The 22404-nt window shown below is 50.2% G+C and carries 20 protein-coding genes and 1 tRNA gene; 10 read left to right on the top strand and 11 right to left on the bottom strand.

The annotated features are described in order from the left end of the window. Both GS601_RS20585 and GS601_RS20580 read right to left on the bottom strand, forming a co-directional pair. Positions 1-674: photosynthetic reaction center family protein (locus GS601_RS20585; protein WP_476638900.1), on the bottom strand; the 674-nt coding region annotated here is incomplete at its 3' end. A gap of 446 nt (positions 675-1120) precedes the next feature. Beyond that, positions 1121-2155 carry a hypothetical protein gene (locus GS601_RS20580; protein ID WP_162425170.1) on the bottom strand — a complete coding sequence of 345 codons (1035 nt, stop codon included), beginning with the start codon at positions 2153-2155 and terminating at the stop codon, positions 1121-1123. Between the two features lie 472 nt (positions 2156-2627). Here GS601_RS20580 and GS601_RS20575 point away from each other — a divergent pair, with 472 nt between their 5' ends. After that, complete coding sequence (locus GS601_RS20575; protein WP_162425169.1) at positions 2628-3392, top strand: helix-turn-helix transcriptional regulator; 765 nt, start codon at positions 2628-2630, stop codon at positions 3390-3392. A gap of 151 nt (positions 3393-3543) precedes the next feature. Further along, positions 3544-4539, top strand: coding sequence for a 7,8-didemethyl-8-hydroxy-5-deazariboflavin synthase subunit CofG (gene cofG, locus GS601_RS20570; RefSeq protein ID WP_162425174.1), 996 nt, complete (start codon positions 3544-3546; stop codon positions 4537-4539). Here cofG and GS601_RS20565 read toward each other — a convergent pair. The 4 genes from GS601_RS20565 to tig all read right to left on the bottom strand — a co-directional run bounded on the left by GS601_RS20565 (position 4491) and on the right by tig (position 9094). Then, on the bottom strand, positions 4491-5366 hold the full coding sequence (locus GS601_RS20565) for an alpha/beta fold hydrolase (RefSeq protein ID WP_162425168.1): 876 nt from the start codon (positions 5364-5366) through the stop codon (positions 4491-4493). The two genes, cofG and GS601_RS20565, sit on opposite strands and share 49 nt — an antisense overlap. Positions 5367-5435: 69 nt before the next feature. Continuing rightward, a complete protein-coding gene (gene clpX, locus GS601_RS20560) occupies positions 5436-6779 on the bottom strand; it encodes an ATP-dependent protease ATP-binding subunit ClpX (RefSeq protein WP_162425167.1) in 1344 nt (447 codons plus the stop codon). 9 nt (positions 6780-6788) lie between these two features. Next, entirely contained in the window at positions 6789-7481 is a 693-nt protein-coding gene (clpP, locus tag GS601_RS20555; RefSeq protein ID WP_162425166.1) for an ATP-dependent Clp endopeptidase proteolytic subunit ClpP, read from the bottom strand. Between the two features lie 188 nt (positions 7482-7669). Continuing rightward, positions 7670-9094, bottom strand: a complete 1425-nt coding sequence (tig, locus tag GS601_RS20550) for a trigger factor (protein ID WP_162425165.1) — start codon at positions 9092-9094, stop codon at positions 7670-7672. Positions 9095-9668: 574 nt separating this feature from the next. On the opposite strand from tig, the gene GS601_RS20545 reads away from it, so the two are divergent. The 5 genes from GS601_RS20545 (at position 9669) to GS601_RS20530 (ending at position 13765) form a co-directional block, all read left to right on the top strand. Further along, on the top strand, positions 9669-10709 hold the full coding sequence (locus GS601_RS20545) for an aspartate-semialdehyde dehydrogenase (RefSeq protein WP_162425164.1): 1041 nt from the start codon (positions 9669-9671) through the stop codon (positions 10707-10709). A 26-nt stretch (positions 10710-10735) separates the two neighbouring features. Continuing rightward, positions 10736-11632 (top strand): 4-hydroxy-tetrahydrodipicolinate synthase, encoded by an 897-nt coding sequence (gene dapA / locus GS601_RS20540; protein WP_162425163.1) that lies wholly within the window; start codon positions 10736-10738, stop codon positions 11630-11632. A 180-nt stretch (positions 11633-11812) separates the two neighbouring features. Continuing rightward, complete coding sequence (locus GS601_RS20535; protein WP_162425162.1) at positions 11813-13564, top strand: ribonuclease J; 1752 nt, start codon at positions 11813-11815, stop codon at positions 13562-13564. A gap of 3 nt (positions 13565-13567) precedes the next feature. Next, on the top strand, positions 13568-13702 hold the full coding sequence (locus GS601_RS23700) for a hypothetical protein (RefSeq protein ID WP_274382016.1): 135 nt from the start codon (positions 13568-13570) through the stop codon (positions 13700-13702). Continuing rightward, positions 13693-13765 (top strand) — tRNA-Arg (locus GS601_RS20530). The genes GS601_RS23700 and GS601_RS20530 overlap by 10 nt, the downstream gene beginning before the upstream one ends. Positions 13766-13912: 147 nt before the next feature. Here GS601_RS20530 and GS601_RS20525 read toward each other — a convergent pair. Further along, positions 13913-15235 (bottom strand): dihydroorotase, encoded by a 1323-nt coding sequence (locus tag GS601_RS20525; RefSeq protein ID WP_202925238.1) that lies wholly within the window; start codon positions 15233-15235, stop codon positions 13913-13915. 168 nt (positions 15236-15403) lie between these two features. Between GS601_RS20525 and lepB the strand changes: the two genes are divergently transcribed. Next, positions 15404-15997 (top strand): signal peptidase I, encoded by a 594-nt coding sequence (gene lepB, locus GS601_RS20520; RefSeq protein WP_162425161.1) that lies wholly within the window; start codon positions 15404-15406, stop codon positions 15995-15997. A 38-nt stretch (positions 15998-16035) separates the two neighbouring features. Here lepB and GS601_RS20515 read toward each other — a convergent pair whose 3' ends face one another. Both GS601_RS20515 and GS601_RS20510 read right to left on the bottom strand, forming a co-directional pair. After that, on the bottom strand, positions 16036-17301 hold the full coding sequence (locus GS601_RS20515; RefSeq protein WP_162425160.1) for a dihydroorotase: 1266 nt from the start codon (positions 17299-17301) through the stop codon (positions 16036-16038). 71 nt (positions 17302-17372) lie between these two features. Continuing rightward, positions 17373-18701 carry a histidine phosphatase family protein gene (locus GS601_RS20510; protein ID WP_162425159.1) on the bottom strand — a complete coding sequence of 443 codons (1329 nt, stop codon included), beginning with the start codon at positions 18699-18701 and terminating at the stop codon, positions 17373-17375. A 490-nt stretch (positions 18702-19191) separates the two neighbouring features. On the opposite strand from GS601_RS20510, the gene GS601_RS20505 reads away from it, so the two are divergent. After that, on the top strand, positions 19192-20751 hold the full coding sequence (locus GS601_RS20505) for a CPBP family intramembrane glutamic endopeptidase (protein WP_162425158.1): 1560 nt from the start codon (positions 19192-19194) through the stop codon (positions 20749-20751). A 4-nt stretch (positions 20752-20755) separates the two neighbouring features. Next, complete coding sequence (locus GS601_RS20500; protein WP_162425157.1) at positions 20756-20941, top strand: hypothetical protein; 186 nt, start codon at positions 20756-20758, stop codon at positions 20939-20941. 45 nt (positions 20942-20986) lie between these two features. Here the strand turns inward: GS601_RS20500 and GS601_RS20495 are convergent, their stop codons facing one another. Together GS601_RS20495 and GS601_RS20490 are read right to left on the bottom strand one after the other, a co-directional pair. Continuing rightward, complete coding sequence (locus tag GS601_RS20495) at positions 20987-21472, bottom strand: hypothetical protein (RefSeq protein ID WP_162425156.1); 486 nt, start codon at positions 21470-21472, stop codon at positions 20987-20989. Positions 21473-21481: 9 nt separating this feature from the next. Continuing rightward, positions 21482-22207 carry a hypothetical protein gene (locus GS601_RS20490; RefSeq protein WP_238393410.1) on the bottom strand — a complete coding sequence of 242 codons (726 nt, stop codon included), beginning with the start codon at positions 22205-22207 and terminating at the stop codon, positions 21482-21484. Between the last annotated feature and the right edge of the window lie 197 nt (positions 22208-22404).

Genomic DNA, 22404 nt, shown 5'->3' with positions numbered 1-22404 from the left:
CGCACCAAGGATGAGGTCACCAGCGACCCGTGCATGGCGGAGAACAGGGCGCCGCCAAAAACTCCAGCGACTCCCAACATGTGGAACGGGTGCATCAGAATGTTGTGCTCAGCTTGGAAGACCAGCATGAAGTTAAAGGTGCCGGAAATGCCGAGGGGCATGCCGTCCGAGAAGGAGCCTTGCCCAATCGGGTAGATCAGGAAGACCGCGGTGGCGGCGGCTACAGGGGCAGAGTAAGCTACGCAGATCCACGGGCGCATGCCCAGGCGGTAGGACAGTTCCCATTCCCGACCCATGTAGGCGAAGATGCCGATCAAAAAGTGGAACACTACCAGTTGGTAAGGACCGCCGTTGTACAGCCACTCATCGAGGGAGGCGGCTTCCCAAATCGGGTAGAAGTGCAAGCCGATGGCGTTGGAGGACGGCACCACAGCACCGGAGATGATGTTGTTGCCGAACATGAGCGAGCCTGCCACGGGTTCCCGGATGCCGTCGATATCCACTGGGGGGGCGGCGATGAAGGCGGTGATGAAGCAAATCGTGGCGGCGAGCAGGGTCGGAATCATCAGGATGCCGAACCAGCCGACGTAAATTCGATTCTCGGTGGAGGTGACCCAGTTGCAAAACTGTGACCACAGGTTCGCGCTTTCGCGTCTCTGCAGGGTTGTCGTCATGTACTTATAATTCCGTTTGTTGTTGATAATCGAGTCATTTCTGACCCACCCCTTTATATTAAGCGGAACGTATCATTTTGTAAAGCAGTTTATAAACTTTATTCTCAGACTAATTTGAAGTACTCTCTCAATTATGGAGAAATATGAATGAAATGCCTTGTAGGCTTTGCTATCAGCAAATCAAACCTAGAACCTACAGGTTCCATGCCATCTAACCTGCCTCATCTACATAGAAATTGTTGCTATTTGCGATCTATAAGCAGAGCAGCAAACTGACTAAACCAACCTTATGGGAAGATCCACAAGGCAGATTAGCGAACTATGGTGAACTTAGAAAGAAAGGTAATCTCTAGAGCGGGGAGTGGTGTCACCCTGCAAATATTCTGAGGGGTGTTGGTAGAGTCTTAAGGTTTAAGAATGACTGACTCGATCGAGCTTCTCATTTTTTAAGAAGCACCGTCCTTCATTCTCAGATTTGCTAGAGCTTTTTTTGTGTCAATTTGTAAAAACCGGTCTAACGCAAGATAAATCCAGGTGTATGAACGCTGCGAGTCTTGGCAAATGCGCTCAAATCCTAAAACGCGTCTTAGCTCTTCATACATGGGATGAAGAATGAGCGAGTAGAGATTACAGATTCCGGGGTAGTCAGCTTGCATTCGTACGAGTGCCTGCTTTGTGTCTTCTAAGAGTTGATAGAGCGTTGCGCCATTCATGTATGATGGGTCGATAATCCAGGCTCTGATGTAGATTGATGTGCAAGTTTCGTCGCCCAAGGGTGCCATTTGGATAGGGTCAACTTGGGCATCGGTGGTGAGATAAAAACTTTTGCTAGGAGACTGGAAAAAGTAAGCTTCTGACTCACTCGCAACTGGAAAAAGAATAGAAGCGGCAACGACATTTAGATTGTCTGCGCGGCGCAAAACTCGCATTCCGACGGGATAACAGGAAGCCCACGTTCTAAGTGCTCTGGCTATTTTTGCCATTGCTTCACCATCGCGCACCAGTTCGGCATAGCTGCGAGCGTATAGATTTGCAACAGAAATCGCATCGGTACGAGGATTAAAGCTGTCGGCAATCAACTGAATGGGCGTTTCGGCTTCTTGAATTTCTAATTCTGGGAGCGATCGTATCTGTAATGACAGAGTCTGACCATCGTAACGTTTATCGAGTAATCCTAAGGCAGCAAGGCGATCGATCATCATGCCGGCTGCGCGATCGCTGCCTCGTTCTTTATTGCTATAAAAGAGGTCTGCCGCTTCGCGATGGGTACATGCCACGAGTCCTTTAGGCGCAGAAAGATGATCTAGCGATCGCGGCAAGTGCCCGTCGGTCTCTTCGCGCTGCTTGAGCAGCAAATAGGCCCAGAGTCTCACAAAATACTCTGCTCGTTGGCGAGTGAGACCACCGCGTCTTTGCATCATGGCGATGTAATCGCGTTGCTGTTCAATGGAAAATAGTTCATTCAGGCGTTCTGGAGTCATGGCTCTAGGCAAAGAAAGCGCGAAAGCAGTGAAAACAACCCATTTGGGTGAAGCGGTTCGATCAATCAATCAACGAAAATATAGGGATGTAGCCCTATCGATCTAAAGTCCCTGAATCAAAGTCGCTCCGATAGGTTACTCAAGGATCTGGTCGAATATCTTGTGAACTTATTGGATTACAGAAGCTGCTAGAACATTCGACAAGCCAGATTTAGGCATTTTCCACTCAACTCAATGACGAAACAAAGTAGACACGCTATTGCGCTAACTCTGGGTTAACTCTGGTGTTGCTATGGCTGCGTGCTTATTATTCCTTAACCAGCATTTTGTGACAAGGTTGGAGGGGTGAAGTTTAGTAGTGTCTCAGTTTAGTTCAGTTTACTTCACCTTTGTGCAGTCAAGTTCAGCGTACTCATTGTATCTTCACACCTCGGGCAACCACAATAGGCGGAGTGCTTGAGGACTCTGAGTTATGACAGCCCGCCTACTTTCTGTACCCCCCGAATTACAGCTACCCGTCAAATCTTGGTTTAGCCAACGCGATCGTAAGCAATCGTCTCCATGCGCTATTTCCAAGAAGCCGTTTACCGATGACGCATTTCCCATTGAGTTTGACCGCGCTCACCAGAAACAGAAGGGTGTTGCTTCAGCGCTTTGTGGAGCAACTTGCATCGGTCTAGATGGACTTTGGGGCGTTCTTCTAAGCTCGATCCGAGAAGGCGTCATGGTGATTTCGCGAGTGGCTTCACCAAAGTCTGAAGGAGCACTTCAGCCGATTTACTGGAATCGTCAGGCGGAAGAGATTTGCCAGCAGTTACAAGAAACGGCAGAAGGAGTTTTTCCCCCTGCGATCGCGGATGCTTGTTACCGATTGCTGCGAGAAAGAAATGAATCGTCAGAAGCCCTTGTAGTAGAGTATCAAGGAGATTCGAGGCAGTTTGTTCGACTGTGCCTACGGTGGATCTCGCTGGGTGAAGCGTCTAAACAGCGCTATATCCTGGTTCTTCTAGAAGATGGTTATGCTGCCCTAAGGGACGAGCTTGCGCTAGAGCAGAAGAAGTATGAACTAACGGATCGAGAAGCTGAGATCTGGCTTCTACTGCGTCAGGAGTACACCTATCAAGAGATTTCGGACATGCTGCGAATTAGTCTTAATACGGTGAAAACGCATATCAAAAATGTTTATTCCAAGCGCAAACGCTTGCCAGGGCATGAAAAAATTTGGTACTCCAGATAGCGAAGGTGCTCTGGGCAACAGCGATCATTTGAAGCGATAAGCCTTGGAAAGCAACAAATCCTGGGGCGTCTGACTCAAGACTTGCAACATTCGACAGTTCTAGGTTTTGAGTTTACCGTTCTAAAGGGAACCTGTGACTGGATCGACCGAAATGACCTTTTCTCAGATCGTAACGTATAGTCCTGCCTACACAGTGGTGCCCACGTACGAGTGCTTTAATCGTTGCACGTACTGCAATTTTCGGGCTGATCCGGAGCACAACACTTGGCTGAGCTTAACAGCGGCAGAAGCCACCCTCAAAACGCTGCGGAGCCGGGGTGTGATCGAAATTTTGGTTCTCAGTGGTGAAGTGCATCCGCATAGTTCCTATCGGGCGGCGTGGTTTCAGCGCATCTTTGATCTGTGCGACCTCGCGCGATCGCTAGGGTTTTTGCCTCACACCAATGCAGGAGTTCTCAGTTTTGCAGAAATGGAGAGGTTAAAAGCAGTCAATGTATCGATGGGATTAATGCTAGAGCAAGTGACGCCAACCTTACTTGAAACGGTTCATCGCTATGCTCCGAGCAAAATTCCGGAGGTGCGATCGCAGCAGCTTGCGTGGGCAGGAGAACTGCACATTCCATTCACCACGGGGCTGTTACTGGGCATCGGCGAAACAGAGCGCGATCGCATTGATACGCTAGAAGCGATCGCCCGATCGCACGATCGATGGGGACACATTCAAGAAGTTATTTTGCAGCCCTACAGTCCTGGGCACAATGAAACCAGGGGAAGTTCAGCGTTTCAAATCGACGCGATCGTAGACATGATCACGATCGCTCGCAAGATTCTACCCGAATCGATTTGTTTGCAAATTCCGCCTAATCTAATCCCAACTCCTGAACTGCTGATCGCGTGCTTAGCAGCAGGAGCAAGGGATCTAGGCGGAATCAGCCCCCACGATGAAGTGAATCCGGACTATCCTCATCCTAAAATCGCTGAGTTAGAACTACTTTTGAGCGAGGCAGGCTGGACTCTGACTCCTCGCCTACCCGTGTATCCTCAATACGATCAGTGGCTATCACCAGGGCTAAGAGCAGTAACAGCGAAATTTCGCAATCAAACGCCTGCGGGGGTCGAAATGCCTAAAAACTCATTCACATGCTGAAGGTAGGTTTCTGCATCTTCTAGCATGGGAAAGTGGGCTGTGTTGGGCATCACAACATGCTTGACCTTCTCACTAAGCGCGGCGGCTCGTCGCCCTAGCTCAGCCGGAATAATTACATCCTGTTCCCCAGAAATCAGCAGAGTTGGCACGGTTAACCGAGCAAACTCTTGAGGCATAACTTCGGCTGCTTTTTGGCTAACCGCCGTCATCATGGTGCCGATCGCGGCATTCTGGTCTGCCATCAAGAAGTCGTTTAAGAACGATCGACTGATGTCACCCGCCAACTGACGGTGCAAGAAACGCTGCATAAATAGCCGATCCATAAGGGGCAATCCATAGAGCCAGCGCGGACGGAATTTGACAACATAGCCACCAAACCGATGAAAGGCATCAAATGATTTTTTGTCGTACTCAAAAATGCCGCTACAGGTTAAGATGGCACGCTCAACTCGGTCGGCATAGAGATTTAGAAAGAAAACTGCGATCGAAGCTCCGGTCGAATGAGCATTGAGATAAACTCGCTGAAGCCCCAACTGATCGAGCAAGTTCGCTAAATCTTCGGCGTAGGTTTCTAGCTCGTACTCTGCTGTTGTAAAAGGGGCAGACGAGTGAGGCGCTGGCTGACGAGAACGACCAAACCCACGCATATCGTAAAGTAAGCAATCGAACTGTTTCGATAGCGCGATCGCAGTGCTTTCCCAATAGCGCAGCGAGCCACCCCAGCCGTGAAGAAACACCAAGACAGGCTTACCAGATGGCTCCGAGCCACCTGATGCAGTGACCCACTCGTAATAGTGGTCATACCCGTTGACAGGAATGTTTGGCATCTTAAACGCTTAGAAGTTAAGGTCTAAGATTTACGGTATCATTCCCGTCTCGTAGATCGACGCTAAATTCTAGGCTGATTCCGGTTTGGGTAGAGAAGAGGGATGGAGCAGCAGTTCTGCGGTAGAGCGTTTCTCCACCATTTCGCGAGTGATGGCACAGCGAGTTACATCTTTGCGAGACGGCAACTCGTACATGATATCGAGCATCAGTTCTTCGATAATGCTGCGAAGGGCGCGCGCTCCGGTTTTACGGCGGTAGGCTTCTTGTGCGATCGCACGAATGGCATCTTGCTTAAATTCAAGCTGCACATTGTCCATCTTCATCAGCTTCTGGAATTGCTTCACGAGGGCATTTTTCGGTTCCGTGAGAATCTCAGCCAAAGCATCTTCATCGAGAGGATTGATCACCGCTTGCACCGGAATCCGCCCGATGAATTCAGGGATCATACCGAACTTGACCAAATCGTCAGGTTCCATATGCTGTAAGATGTCGGCAATTCGCTTCTCTCGCGATTGAGCATCTCCAGGCTGAATAAAGCCCATCGATCGCTTGCCCAAGCGCTGCTCAACCGCTTTATCGAGTCCAACAAACGCGCCACCGCAAATAAATAAGATATTACTCGTATCAATCTGGATACAGTCTTGATAGGGATGCTTCCGCCCGCCTTGCGGTGGAACATTCGCAACCGTTCCTTCCAACATTTTCAGTAGAGCCTGCTGAACCCCTTCGCCGGAAACATCGCGGGTGATCGAGGGGTTTTCGCTCTTACGGGCGATTTTATCAATTTCATCAATATAAATAATGCCGCGCTGAGCTTCTTCAACATCCAAGTCAGCTACTTGCAGCAAGCGAAGCAAAATATTTTCAACATCTTCACCGACATACCCTGCCTCCGTCAGCGTTGTGGCGTCTGCAACAGCAAAAGGAACATCTAGAATCTCGGCTAAGGTCTGAGCGAGTAGAGTTTTGCCACACCCAGTTGGGCCGATCAGCAGAATATTAGACTTTTGCAACTCCACATGATCATCAGTAGATCCTTTATCGTTGCTGCCGATCGTCTGCAAAAAGCTCAACCGTTTGTAATGATTGTATACCGCCACCGACAGGACTTTCTTGGCTTCGTCTTGCCCAATGACATGCTCATCAAGATACTTTTTGATTTCGCGCGGCTTGGGGATCTGATTGAGCGAGAGATTAGCAGATTTGACGCGGCGCTTTTCCGGAGCCTGCTCTCGTTTTGGAACAGGCTGCGGTGCCGCACCAGAGTCGAACAACTCTTCATCTAAAATCTCGTTACACAAATCAACGCATTCGTCGCAGATGTAGACACCTGGACCCGCGATCAGCTTGCGGACTTGCTCTTGAGATTTTCCACAAAAGGAACATTTCAGATGGGAGTCGTACTTGGACATATCTGCCTCTTATCTTGCTGCAACAACAGATTCTCCGGGTTGGGGGAGATTCTGTCGAGAAATCACCTGATCGATCAATCCGTAGTCTTTGGCTTCTTGAGCAGACATAAAAAAGTCACGCTCTGTATCATCTTCGATACGCTCTAGGGGCTGCCCAGTATGCTGAGCCAGCAGTTCATTGAGCTTGCGCTTATGATAGAGGATCTCTTTGGCTTGGATCTCAATATCCACCGCTTGCCCCTGAGCGCCACCAAGAGGTTGGTGAATCATAATCCGAGAGCTTGGCAAAGACATCCGCTTCCCCTGAGTGCCGCCAGAAAGCAGGAACGCCCCCATACTAGCAGCTAAGCCAAAACAAATTGTCACGACATCACAGCTAACTTGCTGCATGGTGTCATAGATTGCCATGCCTGCTGTAACCGAGCCACCCGGAGAATTAATGTATAATTGAATATCTTTTTCGGGGTCTTCGGCTTCTAGAAACAAAAGCTGCGCCACAATCGAGTCTGCGATCGTATCGTCAACTTGAGTGCCTAGAAAGATGATGCGCTCTCGTAGCAAGCGAGAATAGATATCAAATGCCCGTTCCCCGCGCCCAGATTGCTCGACGACCATCGGTACGACGGCATTAGGAGCGGCAGAAACGACATCGAAGGTGCTTAAGCCGTAAACAAAATTAGAGTCTGACTGGGAGTAAACCATAAGCGAAGTCGTTTGTTCAAGCGAGATAGACCGGAGTTACTTTGCGCGTTCTGCCCTCATTATGCCTCAAGTCATTTGGAGTTGTTGGAATCGGTAATAAAGAGTTGAGGGCGGTCGGGTTGATCAGTGAGGAGTTGCTCGTCTGTTCAACCCTTATCCAACCCTTATCCGGTCGTCAGCGTGACGATCTACTCAGCCTCTTCAGTTGCTTCAACCGCTTCGACCTCTATAGTGCCGTCTTCCAACACTTCAGCGTCATCTAGGGCTTCAGGTTCATCTTTTTTCAGCGTTCCTTCTGGGACTAGCTCGATCGTAGAGTGCTCTTCGAGCCACGCCATGATTTTCTCCTTGAGAAGATCTTCTTCGACGGCACTGCGGAGGCGTTCGGGATCGATCTCGCGATCGCTCAGTTCGCTGAGAATTTCTCGAACTCGCTCATTGAGTTCAGCCTCTTCGACCTTGAGGGCTTCTCGCTTGGCAACCTCGCCCAAGGCAAGCGTGCGCTTGATCCGGTCGATCGCCTCAGGGCGCGATCGCTCCTTCAACATGGGGATCGTGTCTTGGTTGAGTAACTGCTTGATATCGATTCCCTGCTGCTGTAGCTGCATCGCCGTTTGGGTAATCATATACTCAACCTCGCGCTCGATCAGCGTTTCCGGCAAATCGACTTCGACATGACCTAGCAGTTCATCGAGCAGGGCTTGTTCTTTGTTAGATTTAGTTTGCTGCTCGGCTTCATCGGCATAGCGCTTTTCTAACGATTCGCGCAACTCAACGATCGTTTTGAAATCGCCGCCGCTCACGTCTTCTGCAAAGTCATCATCTAACTCAGGAAGCTCTTTTGCCTTCAGTTCCTTCAGCGTCATAGAAAACGTGGCAGGACGACCCGCCAAATCTTCCTGCGGATAATCTTCAGGAAAGTTCACCGAGATTTCCTTTGACTCTCCCGGCTTCATGCCAATAATCCCATCGATAAAGCCTTCGATAAAGCGACCGTCTTCGAGTTCAAGCTGAAAGTCTGTTGCCTCACCTCCCGGAACGTCTTGTGCTTCAGCGTCTTCGCCTGCCGGTAAATAGCGTCCTTTATAGTCAACCACCGACGTATCGCCTTTCTGAGCCGGACGGTCTTCTACCGGAATCAGGGTTGCCATTTGCTTGCGGTAGCCTTCGATGGTGGTGTCTACTCGCTCAGCATCCGGTTTAACTTCTTCTGCCTGCACCGTGAAGCCTTGGTATTGCGTTAGCGTCACCTCAGGTTGGACATCCACCGATGCGGAAATCGTCAACGTGCTGTCAGGGCTAAATTTTTCAACTAGTTCGTCGAACTGCGATCGCAGTTGAAAATTGCCGATCGCATCGATTTTTTCTTGTTTCAACGCTTCTTTCAGCGCCACATCCACCAATTCCTCCACCACAGAGGCTTTGATGCGGGTGAGACCAAAGCGCTGAATGATCACCTGACGAGGGACTTTTCCTTTACGGAACCCAGGAATATTCAACGAACGAGTCAAGTCTTTCACAACTTTTTCGTAAGTCTGTTTCGACATCTCTGGCGTAATTTCGATTTCCAGCCCAATTTGGCTGGCGGGGAGCTTTTCCTGGGTAACTTTCATCGGCGTATGAGTCGCAAACAGTTTCAAATATTGCAAATGCAGTAAGCTATACTAACCGATCCTAGCGACCGATGAGCCATTCCTTCGATTCAAAATCTTAAGAATTCAGAAGAGGCGCACCGCACCGCTCTGACAAAATGGGGGGATATTCGGGTCAGGTCAGCCCCATGGCGGGAATACTGGCAAAAAGGCTTCAAGAAAGTTGATGATAATTTTAATGAGCCGAACGCTTGAATTTAATCCATCACTCGCGATAGGCTCTGGATGCACTCAGCGCCTCTACTCAGTTTTCTCGTACTCGTTATCAGTAATATCCGTTAAAATCCTGGGCATCTGTATAAATAAAGTGCAAAAAAATATAAGGTGCAAATTGTGATGGGCAAAGGTTAGTAAGCCAAACCCCGCTAAACTCAAGAGTGGTTTAGACTGACGATTATTAAAACTCGCTAGATATTCTCTCTATTTTTTGAGATTCAAAACGCTTATCGAATCGTTATCTACCGGTGTATTGCTACTTTTATTTCTGTTTGAAGTATTTCTGTTTAAAGTTCGCATAATTTGGGAGGCATAAATTTTGGGTCAATCGTATCGAGTTGCCATTTTAGGGGCTACTGGCGCTGTGGGCACTGAGTTGCTAGAGTTGCTAGAGCACCGCAATTTCCCGCTTGCCGACCTAAAGCTGCTAGCGTCACCTCGGTCTGCGGGGAACACGCTTTTGTTTCGCGGGGAAGCGCTTCCGGTTGAAACTGTTGAGGCAAATTCCTTTGCAGGGGTGGATATCGTGCTGGCGTCGGCGGGCGGGTCAGTCTCAAAAGCGTGGGCAGAACCCGCGATCGCAGCCGGAGCCGTGATGATCGACAACTCCAGCGCGTTTCGCCTGGATACCTCTGTGCCACTGATTGTGCCAGAAGTGAATCCCGGTGCGGCTGCCCATCATCGCGGATTAATTGCCAATCCCAACTGCACCACAATTTTGATGGCGGTCGCCCTATATCCCCTGCATCAGGTTCAGCCGATCCGCCGGATTGTCGCTTCAACTTACCAATCGGCAAGTGGCGCAGGCGCACGGGCGATGGAGGAAGTTAAAACTCAATCGCTCGACATTTTGCAGGGCAAACAGCCGAAGCCCCAAGCCTTTCCCTATCCGTTGGCATTCAATCTGTTTCCTCACAACTCGCCGCTCAATGCGCTGGGGTATTGTGAAGAAGAAATGAAAATGGTCAACGAAACCCGGAAGATCTTTGGGGCAGATGACCTAAGAATTACGGCAACTTGTATACGGGTTCCCGTCTTACGAGCGCATTCAGAATCGATTAACCTTGAGTTTGAGCAACCGTTTAGCGTTGAGCACGCAAGAGAGATTTTAAGTCAAGCTCCCGGTGTCAAACTGGTTGAAGACTGGCAAAAAAACTATTTCCCGATGCCGATCGATGCAAGCGGCAAAGACGAAGTGCTAGTCGGGCGGATTCGTCAAGATCTTTCCCATCCCAATGGGCTTGAGTTGTGGCTGTGCGGTGACCAAATTCGTAAAGGCGCAGCCCTGAATGCGGTGCAAATTGCTGAACTTTTGATCCAAAAGAATTTACTCAAACCGGCACTGGCTGCCAATAGCTAGTCCCCTACGACTTACGACATAACTTTATGGATTTTGGACGGGTCTTGACCGCAATGATTACGCCCTTTGGGGCAGATGGCAGCGTGAACTATGCTGTAGCAGAACAATTAGCTGTTCATCTCGTTGAGAATGGAACGGATACCTTGGTGCTGTGCGGAACCACAGGCGAATCGCCAACCCTTTCCTGGGATGAAGAGTTTGAACTGTTTCAAGTGGTCAAGCGGGCGGTTGCTGGCAAAGCCAAGGTAATGGCAGGAACCGGATCAAACTCGACCAAAGAAGCGATCGCAGCTACCCAAAAAGCCGATACAATAGGGATAGATGGCACACTTCAGGTTGTGCCTTATTACAACAAACCGCCTCAGTCCGGGTTGTATCAGCATTTCAGCGCGATCGCACAGGCTGCTCCCAGACTTTCGCTAATGCTTTACAACATTCCAGGGCGCACCGGTCAGAATCTTTTGCCAGAGACAGTAGCGCGTCTTGCCGAGATTCCCAACATTACCGCCATCAAGGAAGCAAGCGGTAATTTGGATCAAGTGAGCCAAGTAAGGCAACTGACTCCCCCAGAATTTGAGATTTATTCAGGAGACGATTCACTCACCTTGCCAATGCTGGCAGTTGGTTCAAAAGGCGTTGTCAGCGTTGCTAGCCATCTTGTCGGCAGCCAACTTCAAAATATGATCCGCGCCTTTGAATCAGGACAAAATCAAACTGCTATTCAACTTCATCTCAAACTGTTTCCTCTATTTAAAGCGTTATTTGTGACTACCAATCCGATTCTTGTCAAAGCTGCCCTGAACTTGCAAGGCTGGAATGTCGGCTCTTTGCGCCCACCCATGGACGTTCCTGAGGACAAAGCGTGCGCTGATCTTGCTCAAATCATGACCGATCTCGATCTGCTCAAAACCGCTCTAGCGTAAGCGTTTTCCACCCCGTCTTGGCAATACAGGCTTGACAATCGAATAACGCATGGTCTATGGCTTCACCTCACCGGTTCGGATGGCGTGATGGAGTAGCCGTGGCAGTTCTCCACAAAAAAGTTTCTCTAACTGGTTCATATGACTACAACAAATTCTTCAACCCCTCGCTCAAAAAAACCCATGACAAAAGACAACGAAACTCTCAGAATTATTCCGCTCGGTGGATTACACGAAATTGGCAAAAACACCTGCGTGTTTGAGTATGACGACGAAATTATTTTGCTAGATGCTGGGCTGGCGTTTCCTACCGATGGCATGCACGGCGTCAATATTGTGCTGCCCGACATGACCTATCTGCGGGAAAACAGCCACAAGATTAAGGGGATGGTGATTACCCACGGGCACGAAGATCACATCGGCGGGATTGCCTTTCACCTCAAGCAGCTAGATATTCCGGTGATGTATGGTCCAAAATTGGCGCTGGCGTTGCTTGCAGGCAAGCTGGAAGAAGCTGGCGTTTCTGATCGCACCGAACTTCGCACCGTTAGCCCGCGTGACATTGTTCGCTTTGGAAAGCATTTTTTCGTCGAGTTTATTCGCAACACTCACTCGATCGCAGATAGTTTCTCGGTGGCGATTCATACGCCCGTTGGCGTCGTCATTCATACGGGCGACTTTAAGTTTGATCATACCCCCGTTGATGGGGAAGCTTTCGACATTCAGCGCCTAGCAGAATACGGCGAAAAAGGCGTTCACTGCTTGATTAGCGACTCGACTAATGCAGAAATTCCGGGCTTTACGCCGTCGGAGCGCTCGGTATTTCCGAACCTCGATCGCGTCTTTAGCCAAGCAAAAGGGCGGCTGCTGGTCACAACGTTTGCTTCATCTGTGCATCGGATCAATATGATCCTAGAACTTGCTGAGAAGCATGGACGTGTGGTTGCTGTTGTGGGACGCTCGATGCTGAACGTGATTGCCCATGCTCGCACCCTTGGCTATATCAAGTGTAAAGATGATTTGCTGCAACCGCTGCATACGATTCACAAAATTCCCGATGAGAATGTTCTGATTCTGACAACCGGTTCGCAAGGTGAGCCGATGTCTGCCATGACGCGGATTTCTAAGGGCGAGCACCGCCAAGTCAAGATTCGGGAAGGCGATACGGTTGTGTTTTCGGCGAATCCAATTCCGGGCAATACGATCGCAGTTGTCAACACTATCGATCGGCTGATGATGCTGGGTGCAAAAGTGATCTACGGACGCGAACACGGCATCCACGTCTCAGGGCACGGTTGCCAGGAAGATCACAAATTGATGATTAATTTGACTCGCCCGAAGTTTTTCTTGCCTGTGCATGGTGAGCATCGAATGCTGATCAAACATTCCCAAACGGCTCAGAGTATGGGCATCCCGGCTGAGAATATGGTAATTATCGATAATGGTGATGTGGTGGAACTGAAGAAAGACTCTATCCGCAAGGGTGAGAAAGTTCCGGCGGGAATTGAATTAGTCGATACATCTCGCTCTGGCATGGTAGATCAGCGGGTGTTGAAGGAACGTCAGCAGCTAGCCGGAGATGGCATGGTGACGATCGCAGCATCGATCAACCTCGATGGTCGTCTATTTGCCAAACCAGAAATGCATCTGCGAGGCGTGGTTTCGTCGGTAAACCGCGATCAGTTACAAGCCAGAATTCAGGACGCGATCGAAACTGTATTGCGCGATCGCTGGTCTGAGTTTGCTCGCACCCTTGATAAAAAGCTTGAGGTGGACTGGGCAGGGCTAAATGTTCAGATCGAGCGGGAGGTACAACGAATCTTGCGGCGAGAGTTGCAGAGTAATCCGCTCTTGGTCTTCTTGATGCAAAGCCCAGAACCTACTGCTGTCAAAAATGCAGCACGACAGCGCACTCCGGCCAAAGTAGCGTCCTGACCCATGATTAGCCTGGAACTTGCAGTCAAAATTCAAACCCTACGGACTGTAGTTGACTGCGAGTTTCAGCCCAATTCCGCACCCGAAGGCAAGGGGCTGATTTGGGTGTGCTATACTTTGCAGCGTAAGGGCATGTAGCTCAGTGGATAGAGCATTAGATTCCGGTTCTAAGGGTCGGGGGTTCGAATCCCTCCATGCTCGTTAGCGAACAGGTTTTGAGACTAGCTTTTAGGACATCGAGTTTCAAAACCTATTGGATTATTAAGGCGGGTTTTAACGCAAATGGGGTGGCTCTGATGCACCCATGGATTTGAGCCGATGGATTTGAGCCAAAGAATGAGTCGCGTCTTACGAGCCAAACTGCAAAGCTTGACCTCGAACATTTGTGTTTAGCGTGCCGCGATCGTACGCGACCTGCCCACCCACGATCGTGATTTGTGCCCACCCAGTTAGATTCCAGCCCTCAAATGGACTCCATCCGCACTTGGTCACAATGTCCTCCCGCTGCACAGGATGATCATTTTCCAAATCTACCAAAACTAAATCAGCATCATATCCTGGCTCGATTAATCCTTTGTTGGGAATTTGATAAGCCTTCGCCACCGCCGCAGACATCCAGTTCGCAACCTGGGCAACGGTACAGCGCCCTTGTTTGGCTTGGGTCAACATCAACGCTAGAGAGGTTTCGACCCCCGGCATTCCAGAAGGGCTGTTGGGATAGGGTTGGGCTTTTTCTGCGAGCGTGTGAGGGGCATGATCGGTGGCGATAAAATCAATCACGCCATCGCGAAGCGCTTGCCAAAGCACTTCATTATCATGGGGTGAGCGAATCGGCGGATTCATTTGCAACAGCGAACCAAGCTTTTCATAATCATTGATGTTGAGCAGTAGGTGCTGCGGCGTCACTTCGGCAGTCACCCAAACGGGTTTCTCGCGGCGCAGTAACTCTGCTTCTTCAGCCGTAGACATATGCAGAATGTGCAAGCGACGCTGATATTTCTTGGAAAGCTTTAGCGCTAACTGAGTCGCGTTGAGAGCCGCTTGATTATCTTGGATCTGCGAGTGAACGGCAGGATCGCTGATGCCAGTAAATTGGGAGCGGCGATCGCGAATCCGAGTCTGGTCTTCAGCATGGACAGCAATGAGCCGCTCTCCTGTGGCAAAAATGGGATCTAATGCCGACTCTTCATCGACTAGCAAGTCACCGTGCATTGATCCCATAAAAATCTTGATCCCTGGCGTGGGGGTTGCGCTGAGCAAATCGGGCAAGTTTTCTGCCGTTGCGCCCACAAAAAAGCCATAATTTGCCAAGCATTTCTCAGAGGCGCGTTTTAGCTTGTCATCTAACGCGGCTTGGGTGGTGGTGAGCGGTCGCGTATTCGGCATTTCTAGAAACGATGTCACGCCGCCCCGCACACAGGCACAGCTTGCGGTGAAGAGATCCTCTTTGTGCTCTAGCCCTGGCTCTCTAAAATGAACCTGCGGATCGATTACTCCTGGCAACAAAGTTAAGCCCGTTGCGTCAATCAGAGTAGTTGCATTTTCTGGCGGCGTTAGCAGGTCTCCAACTCGAACAATTTTGCCCGACCGAATTTCCACATCCCCTAAAATAAATTCTCCTGATGGAAGCAAAATCTGTGCATGGCGGATCAGCAGAGATGACGCAGACATAATTAAAACGAGCGATCGATGGTTATTCAGTTTAGACTACAGAGGCGCGGTCTTGAACAACCTAAATAAATCATCGTTACACTACTGAAAGTCGATTGACTTGCGTGTAGATTAAACTAGACAAACGCGATCGTGACCTCAATCTCTACTTGTTTTCATTAATATCTTATGGCTCGTGTAGAAAACCCAGCACCGAAAAATGACACCTCAGCTTCCAAGGGCGAAAATCCTTGGCTTGAGGGGCTTAAGACCATTGGGCTAAGTGCGGTACTAGCGATCGGCATTCGCCAATTTGTGGCAGAAGCCCGATACATTCCCTCTGGCTCGATGCTGCCAACCTTGCAAATCAATGATCGGCTAATTATTGATAAGCTTGGCTACCGCTTTAAGAATCCTCAACGGGGCGATGTGGTTGTTTTTTCACCGACCGCAACGTTGGAGAAGCAAAACTTTCATGATGCGTTTATCAAGCGAGTGATTGGGCTACCGGGCGACAAAATCGAGGTTAAGGGCGGGCGAGTGTATGTCAATGATCAGGTCTTACGAGAAGACTACATTGGGAAAGACGAAGCCCCCCAATATCAGTGGGGCCCATCGGTCATTCCAGAAAATTCTTACTTGGTGCTAGGAGACAATCGCAACAACAGCTACGACAGCCACTATTGGGGATTTGTCCCTCGCGAGAAGATTATCGGTCGCGCTGTGGTAAGGTTTTGGCCTCCCGATCGCCTTGGGGAAATTGTGCCAAGACCGGAATATTAGAAAAACTAGCTCTAAACGGTAGCCCCAAAACCCTAAGATCACGTCCAGACCTGTAGAACCCGCCCAGTCAGTGTTTTGTTTAGCCAGACGGTGTTGTCTGACAGCGACTTAAGGGACTGAGGTTTAGTAACCCAGGTCTGATCGGGATCAAATAAGACCAGTTCGGCGGCTGGCGAGGGTGCAGGTTTGGCAAGGGGATGCAAGGCGCTTGGTTTTTGACCTAAACATTCCAGGGGACGAGAACTGAGCGCGCGCCACAACTCTAGTGCAGACCATTGCCCGGTAGCAACAAAGGCTTGCCACAGCAGGGGTAGGGCTAGTTCAAGACCGATCGCACCGGCGGGCGCTTCGCCAAAAGAAACCGTTTTTTCTTCGTAGGTGTAGGGGCTGTGATCCACCGCGATCGCATCGATCACTCCGTCTTTGACGGCTTGTGCGATCGCAGCGCGATCGACACTATTTCCCAAAGGTGGATCGAGCCGAAGTTGGGGATCATATCTGGCGAGGGCATCTGTATCTAGCAGGAGATGCATCCAGGTTGTGCTAGCCGTGATCGGCACAGCGCGCGCCTTTGCAAGCCGGATCAATTCCACACTACGAGCCGTGGAGATTCGCATCAGATGAACGGGCGTCCCGATTTCTGCTACACATTCCAACAGGGCAGCGAGGGGGGCGGTTTCTGCGATCGCTGGAACACCCGACAAGCCGAAGCGCAAAGCGTTGACCCCTTCACGGGCAACCCCCATTCCGGCTAATTCTGGTTCCCATGCCCACAGGGCAATTGGCTTCTGGAGGGGCTGACAGTATTCTAGAAGCCGTCGCAGAAGACTGAAGTTGGTAATGGGCTTGCCGTCGCTAAATCCTGTGATCCCAGCGTTGGCAAGGTCGCGCAACTCGGTCATGTGCTGAGCTTGGGTATCAACCGTGAGCGCTGCCCAGCAGCTAAGGTGAGGAGCAGAGCCAACTTTGCTGGCGATCCAGGCAACGGTGGTTGGATTATCGATCGCAGGGTGAGTATCGGGGAGGAGATTGATCCGGGTGAAGCCGCCCGCGATCGCAGCTTGCATCAACGAGTCGAGCGTTTCGCGTTCTTCAAATCCTGGCTCTCCGCTATGGCTGTAGAGATCGACTAGACCGGGCGCTAAAACTAATCCTTGGCACGAGCGAACCTGAGCCTCGGCGGGAACCTCGGAAAGATGAGGTGCAATGGCGCGAATCACACCATCCTCGATTAAGACATCCGCAATCTGATCGGTGTTTGCCACCGGGTCGAGCAGCCGAACTTGCTGGAGAAGAGACAACATAAACCTAACGATACAAAACGCGCCAGAAACTCAGCCCTAGACCCCAACCTAGACTCCTACAATGACGGTTACTACAGCGCTCCGGCAGCCGTCTTATCCAAAACACTGCCCAGGTGGGTCGTAATATTCATGCTCATCAGCATCGGTGCGCTGGTTTCTCCAGTTGGGTAGTCGATGACGCTGACGGCTCCGTTGCCCTGCTTAAAGTTCCAAAACGATTCGGCTCCGAGTCCTGAGACGTGGCACAGAATGGCTTTGTTGATGGCATCGTGAGCCACGACCATCACCGTGCAGGGTTGCCCCGAATAAGCTTGAACGATCGCATTCCACCCTGCGATCGCACGCTCCCAAACCTGCTGCAAGTTTTCGCCTTCTGGCATTTGCACCGTTTCAGGATGAAGCTGCCACTGATGAAGCAGCCCCGGATAGCTCTGCTCAATTTCGGCTTCAAACTTGCCTTCCCACAACCCATGGCTAATTTCGCGTAGATCCTCTCGTAGGGCTAACGGCACGCCAGGATGATGCTTGAGAATAATCTCTGCGGTTTCTCTGGGGCGAGACATAGAGCTAGTTACCGCATAGTCGATGGGGACAGACTTGAGAAATTCCCCGGCTTGCTCGGCTTGGTGGCGTCCGTTGTCATTGAGCGGCACATCAATTTGTCCCTGAAAACGCCCTTGGCGATTCCACTCCGTTTCGCCATGACGCACCAAAAGCAGCCTCGGACCTTGGTGTTTTGGTCTGAGATTGGGGAGCGCCTCCCCTAGATGAGAGGTCATATTGAGCGATTCGATCTGAACAGGTTGCCCCAACTCGCCCGCAAAATTGAGGATGCTGATACCACAATTTGAAATTTGGAAGCGGTGATAATGCTCAGGTTGCAGCGAAATGGCGCTGTAAATCAACGAGCGATTAATGCCGCTATGGGCAACGACTAAAATCGATTGTCCGGCATGGTCAGAGAGCAAGGTTTGCCAAAATCGCCGGGCTTGCTCAAAGAGAGCCGCGATCGGAAAGAATTCGGTGCCATCCGGGAGCGTCATTTTCAGCTTGTGGGGCTGATCTTTCCAATCTTGAAACTCGTCCGGATACTTCGCTTCGACCTCTGTAAACGGCAAGCCTTCCCACAAAGGTAAGCTAATCTCTTTCAAGTCATCGGTGGTTTGCAGGGGAGGCGGAGTGGTTAAGCCTGACAGAATAATTTCTGCGGTTCGTTTTGCCCGTTGCAGGGGGCTGCTATACACGGCATCAAACGTTAATTCTTGGAGGGCGGTTGCAACCTGAGTTGCCATAGCTTCGCCCTTGTCGGTGAGGGATGATAAGTCACAATGCCCCTGAACTCGGCGTTCTGCGTTGTAGCTGCTCTCTCCGTGGCGCACCAAAATAACGCGAGTACTCAAACGGGTTCCTCCCTGTTTTTCTAGATTGGGGCAAAAGTCAGAATGATTCTACCGTGATTTGGATGTGTGTAGATCTGTGGGAGTCGAGCCTGCTGTTCTCTAGAAGGTTTTAGGAACGAGTTTAGAGCGATTGAGAAGCGCTTCTCCGAAGATTCAGCAAATTCAGAGATCGCGGATGCCTGCAAACCATTCATAATCCAATAGAGCCGTTCAGATTGAGCTTTTATATACCAATGCTTTGCATAGAGATGCGATCGCACAAGCTTCTCGATTCTAGACAGTGACAACCTTTGTTTGAGCCTGAGAACTAGACCCAGGCTTAGTTTTGACACGGATTTCTACATCACTGCCGCCAAGTGTATTGAGAAATCGGAACAATCGCCCTTGCTGTCAAAGCGAATCATACTTAAGAGCCGCTACTGTTGTCCTTCACTCTTATTCATCCCGTGCTAACGTAAATGCTCAGAGACATGTAGGCACAGGTAGATCCATGACAGCTAAGCGAATCTTTCTAGGGCTTTTGACCCTGGTTGCGGCAGCTTCCGTATTCCTCAGTTTGTTTGAAAGCTGGAATCAGCCGCAATTTCAAAGCCGCTTAACGCTCTACGAGACGGATCTATTGCTACAAGCGTCGGAATGGCAGGGCGCACAGCAACTCAATGGGTCTGGGGAAAAACCGGTGCAAACCGCACTAGAGGCTTACCAAAAAACACGCAAATCAACGGAAGGCGCGATCGCAACTCTGCACTCTCGCATAGACGACCCCAGCAGCCCGATGGCGACGGCGCAATTGCGACAGCAGCAGTCGTTGCTCAATGAGCTAGATGTGCGAATCGGGGTGCTGCAAGCCCAAGAAAATCAAGTAGCGGCTGCGATCGCAACGTGGTCACAGCTTAAGAGCGTGCCATCTGCGATTGATCCTGTGCCAGAACCCCCGCGAACGGTGCGCTCAACGTTGAATCAACGTCCGGTCTCAACTTCTATTCAAAACACAGCGTCGGTTCTGAGCGACCTGTGGAGCAAGCCTGCAAAAATTTCGCCCAAAGCCGAACCGATTCTCAAACAAAACCTCAACGGGTGGTTTCGCTACCAGGGACTCGCAAAACTTTACGACCTCCAGCAGCGCTCCGAGGATCTCGCTCAACTGCGGACGGTGCAGCAACAATCCGCACAACAGGCATTTCTAAAGTGGGCAGGGGCAAATGCCGTTCCGGCGATCGCGATAGTGATCGGCATCGGTGTGCTGATTTTTCTGATTGCTCAACGCGCTATTAGAGGAAAACAAGCCCTGCTTGCCGGAACGGATGCTGTGACGTGGGCAGTTCCGTGGGATTGGGAAATTATCTGGCAAGTGTTGATTGTGGGCTTCTTTTTTGTCGGACAAGTTCTGATTGGCGCGCTGCTGTTGCCGATTGGCTTGGGCATTGCTCAATCCGTCTTTCATATAGAGTCGGCTGCCTTTTCTGTGCGCGAAAAATCGCTGTTGTCGCTCTCGACGTACGTGCTGCTGGCGGCGGGGGGCTTGGGCGTTTTGTATGGGTCGATCCGATCGTTCCTTCCGTTGCCAGAAGGCTGGTTCCGCTTTAGTTTGCGGGGCAACTGGTTTTGGTGGGGATTGGGCGGCTATGCGGCAGCGTATCCGCTCGTGGTGGCGGTGTCGTGGGTCAACAGCTTGATCTGGCAAGGGCGGGGCGGCAGCAATCCAATTTTGTCGGTGGCGCTAGAGGGTCGCGATCCGATCGCGCTGATGATTTTTTTGGCAACCGCCGCGATCGCGGCTCCGTTGTTTGAGGAAACCTTTTTTCGAGGCTTTCTGCTCTCGTCTCTCACTAAATATTTTTCAACGTGGCAATCGATTCTGCTCAGTAGTTTAATCTTTGCTGTGGTGCATCTCAGTCTCTCAGAAGTGTTGCCGCTGATGACGTTGGGCATTATTCTGGGGTTTGTCTACACCCGGACTCAAAATTTGATGGCATCGATTTTGTTACATGCGCTGTGGAATAGCGGCACACTAGTGACGCTGTTTTTACTCGGCGGAAGTGGCGCTTAAGCGAATGCTGAAATTTCAGAGATCAACGTTATTTTTTTGGTGTGTCATTCTCGGCATGGCTGGCTTTAATGGGTTGTCTGAGTTGAACGTGAATACTGTGTTGAGCACAGAACTGTTGCTGATCATTGCGGCAGGGGGGGTAGTTTCGACTTGGGTTGAGGTTTGCCGCCGATCAAAGCCGTCAGATTAGGTCTTGTTTATTACCCAAGCTGATTAAGCAGCACGGTTCTCTGCTCTAGGAAACCTTTTTCAAGATCAGGTCTAATAGGCTCAAAGCCTGATTTAGATCCGTTCGTAATGTTTTGAGATCACTCTCGATTGCTGCCAATCGCGCATCAACAGCCGCCTCATCTTGATGGGAAGGTGGAGTTGCCGTTGGCTCGTTGAGCTTCTCAACCAGAGACGCCCAACTGTTTGCCTTCGTAGCAAAATGCGCCTTTGCCTGATTTAACGTTCCAAACCGATGCTTGAGTTGCTCAATCGTCAACACGTTGATCCCTTTCGCTGGAGGGTGTTGCTCAAAATCCTCCTCCACCATTTCAACGACTTCATTGATCAGCCGATCGTGATTTTCTGAAATCTGAGCGGCTGCCCCTAAAATGCGAGACGTTGCTTTGATTTGCAACGCTGTTTCCTGCTTTAATCGATCGGCGATATTGCGAATGCGATCGCCAGCCATTCTTCTACTCACCACTTTGACGATCGAAGAATCATTGCTCATCCATCCCTCTTACTCTGCAAGAATTTCCTTGACCATCTGCCATATACGCTGGAGTTTCTGAACGACACCTATCGGATTTGTCGTAGAATCCTCATCGACCGAATCAACAAGCTGCTGAATGCGATCCATCCGATCCGCCAAAACGTACAAATTATCGACTGCCTCCTCTTTTCGATCTAGAGAATCTCGGAGCAAAACAGTCATCTCTAAAATCTCTTGCTTCAACTGTTGATTTTCCCGCTTGCGTCGCGTTTCCCAGCCCTTGATGCCAGCTTTAGAGCGCCGTTCAACCTTAAGTTGATCTTGAGACTCGGTATACAACGTCAAGTAGCGATCGCGCTGAGTTTCAACTTCCTTAAATGTAATGGACAACTCATCGCCTCGTGCCTTCTCGGTTTCATACAGCGTCAGGTAAGACTGCGCTTGTGTTTGGGTGTCTTGATACAGCGTCAAGTAGGATGTGGCTTGCGTCTGAGCTTCTTCAAACTGCATCAGATATGACCTTGACTGAGTTTGCTCCTCTTGATAGAGCGTCAGGGCTGTTTGATATTTCTGTTGTTCTTCTAAATACAGATGGTGCGTCTGTTCTGCTTGCTGTTCTTTTTCCTGGGCAACTTTTTGCCAGTTGTCTCGCTCGACCTGTGCTTCGTTTCGCTGTGCGCGTACCGTCGCTAGAACTTGCCTATCCGCGTGGGGAGAAGCAGGTTCTGATTGCCGGGAACGAGGGTGATTCATGGCATTGTCGTCAGATTCATTTCTTCGATCCCCTCTTCGCATAGACGACATACGTTGTACCCCGAACGGTAGTAGTTTTACTTAGTCTAATTCTGCTCTTACACAGTCTAGAAGACTGACTGGTGAACTCGGCTGAAGTTCCTCTGTCAACTCATGATTCGCATCATTCAAGCCATAAGTATAAAGTTTCAAAAATG

This window comes from Myxacorys almedinensis A, from assembly GCF_010091945.1.
GTDB classification, from domain to species: Bacteria; Cyanobacteriota; Cyanobacteriia; order Leptolyngbyales; family Leptolyngbyaceae; genus Myxacorys; species Myxacorys almedinensis.
The sequence above is the reverse complement of the archived record's forward strand: the minus strand, read 5'-3'. Positions and strand labels throughout refer to the sequence as shown.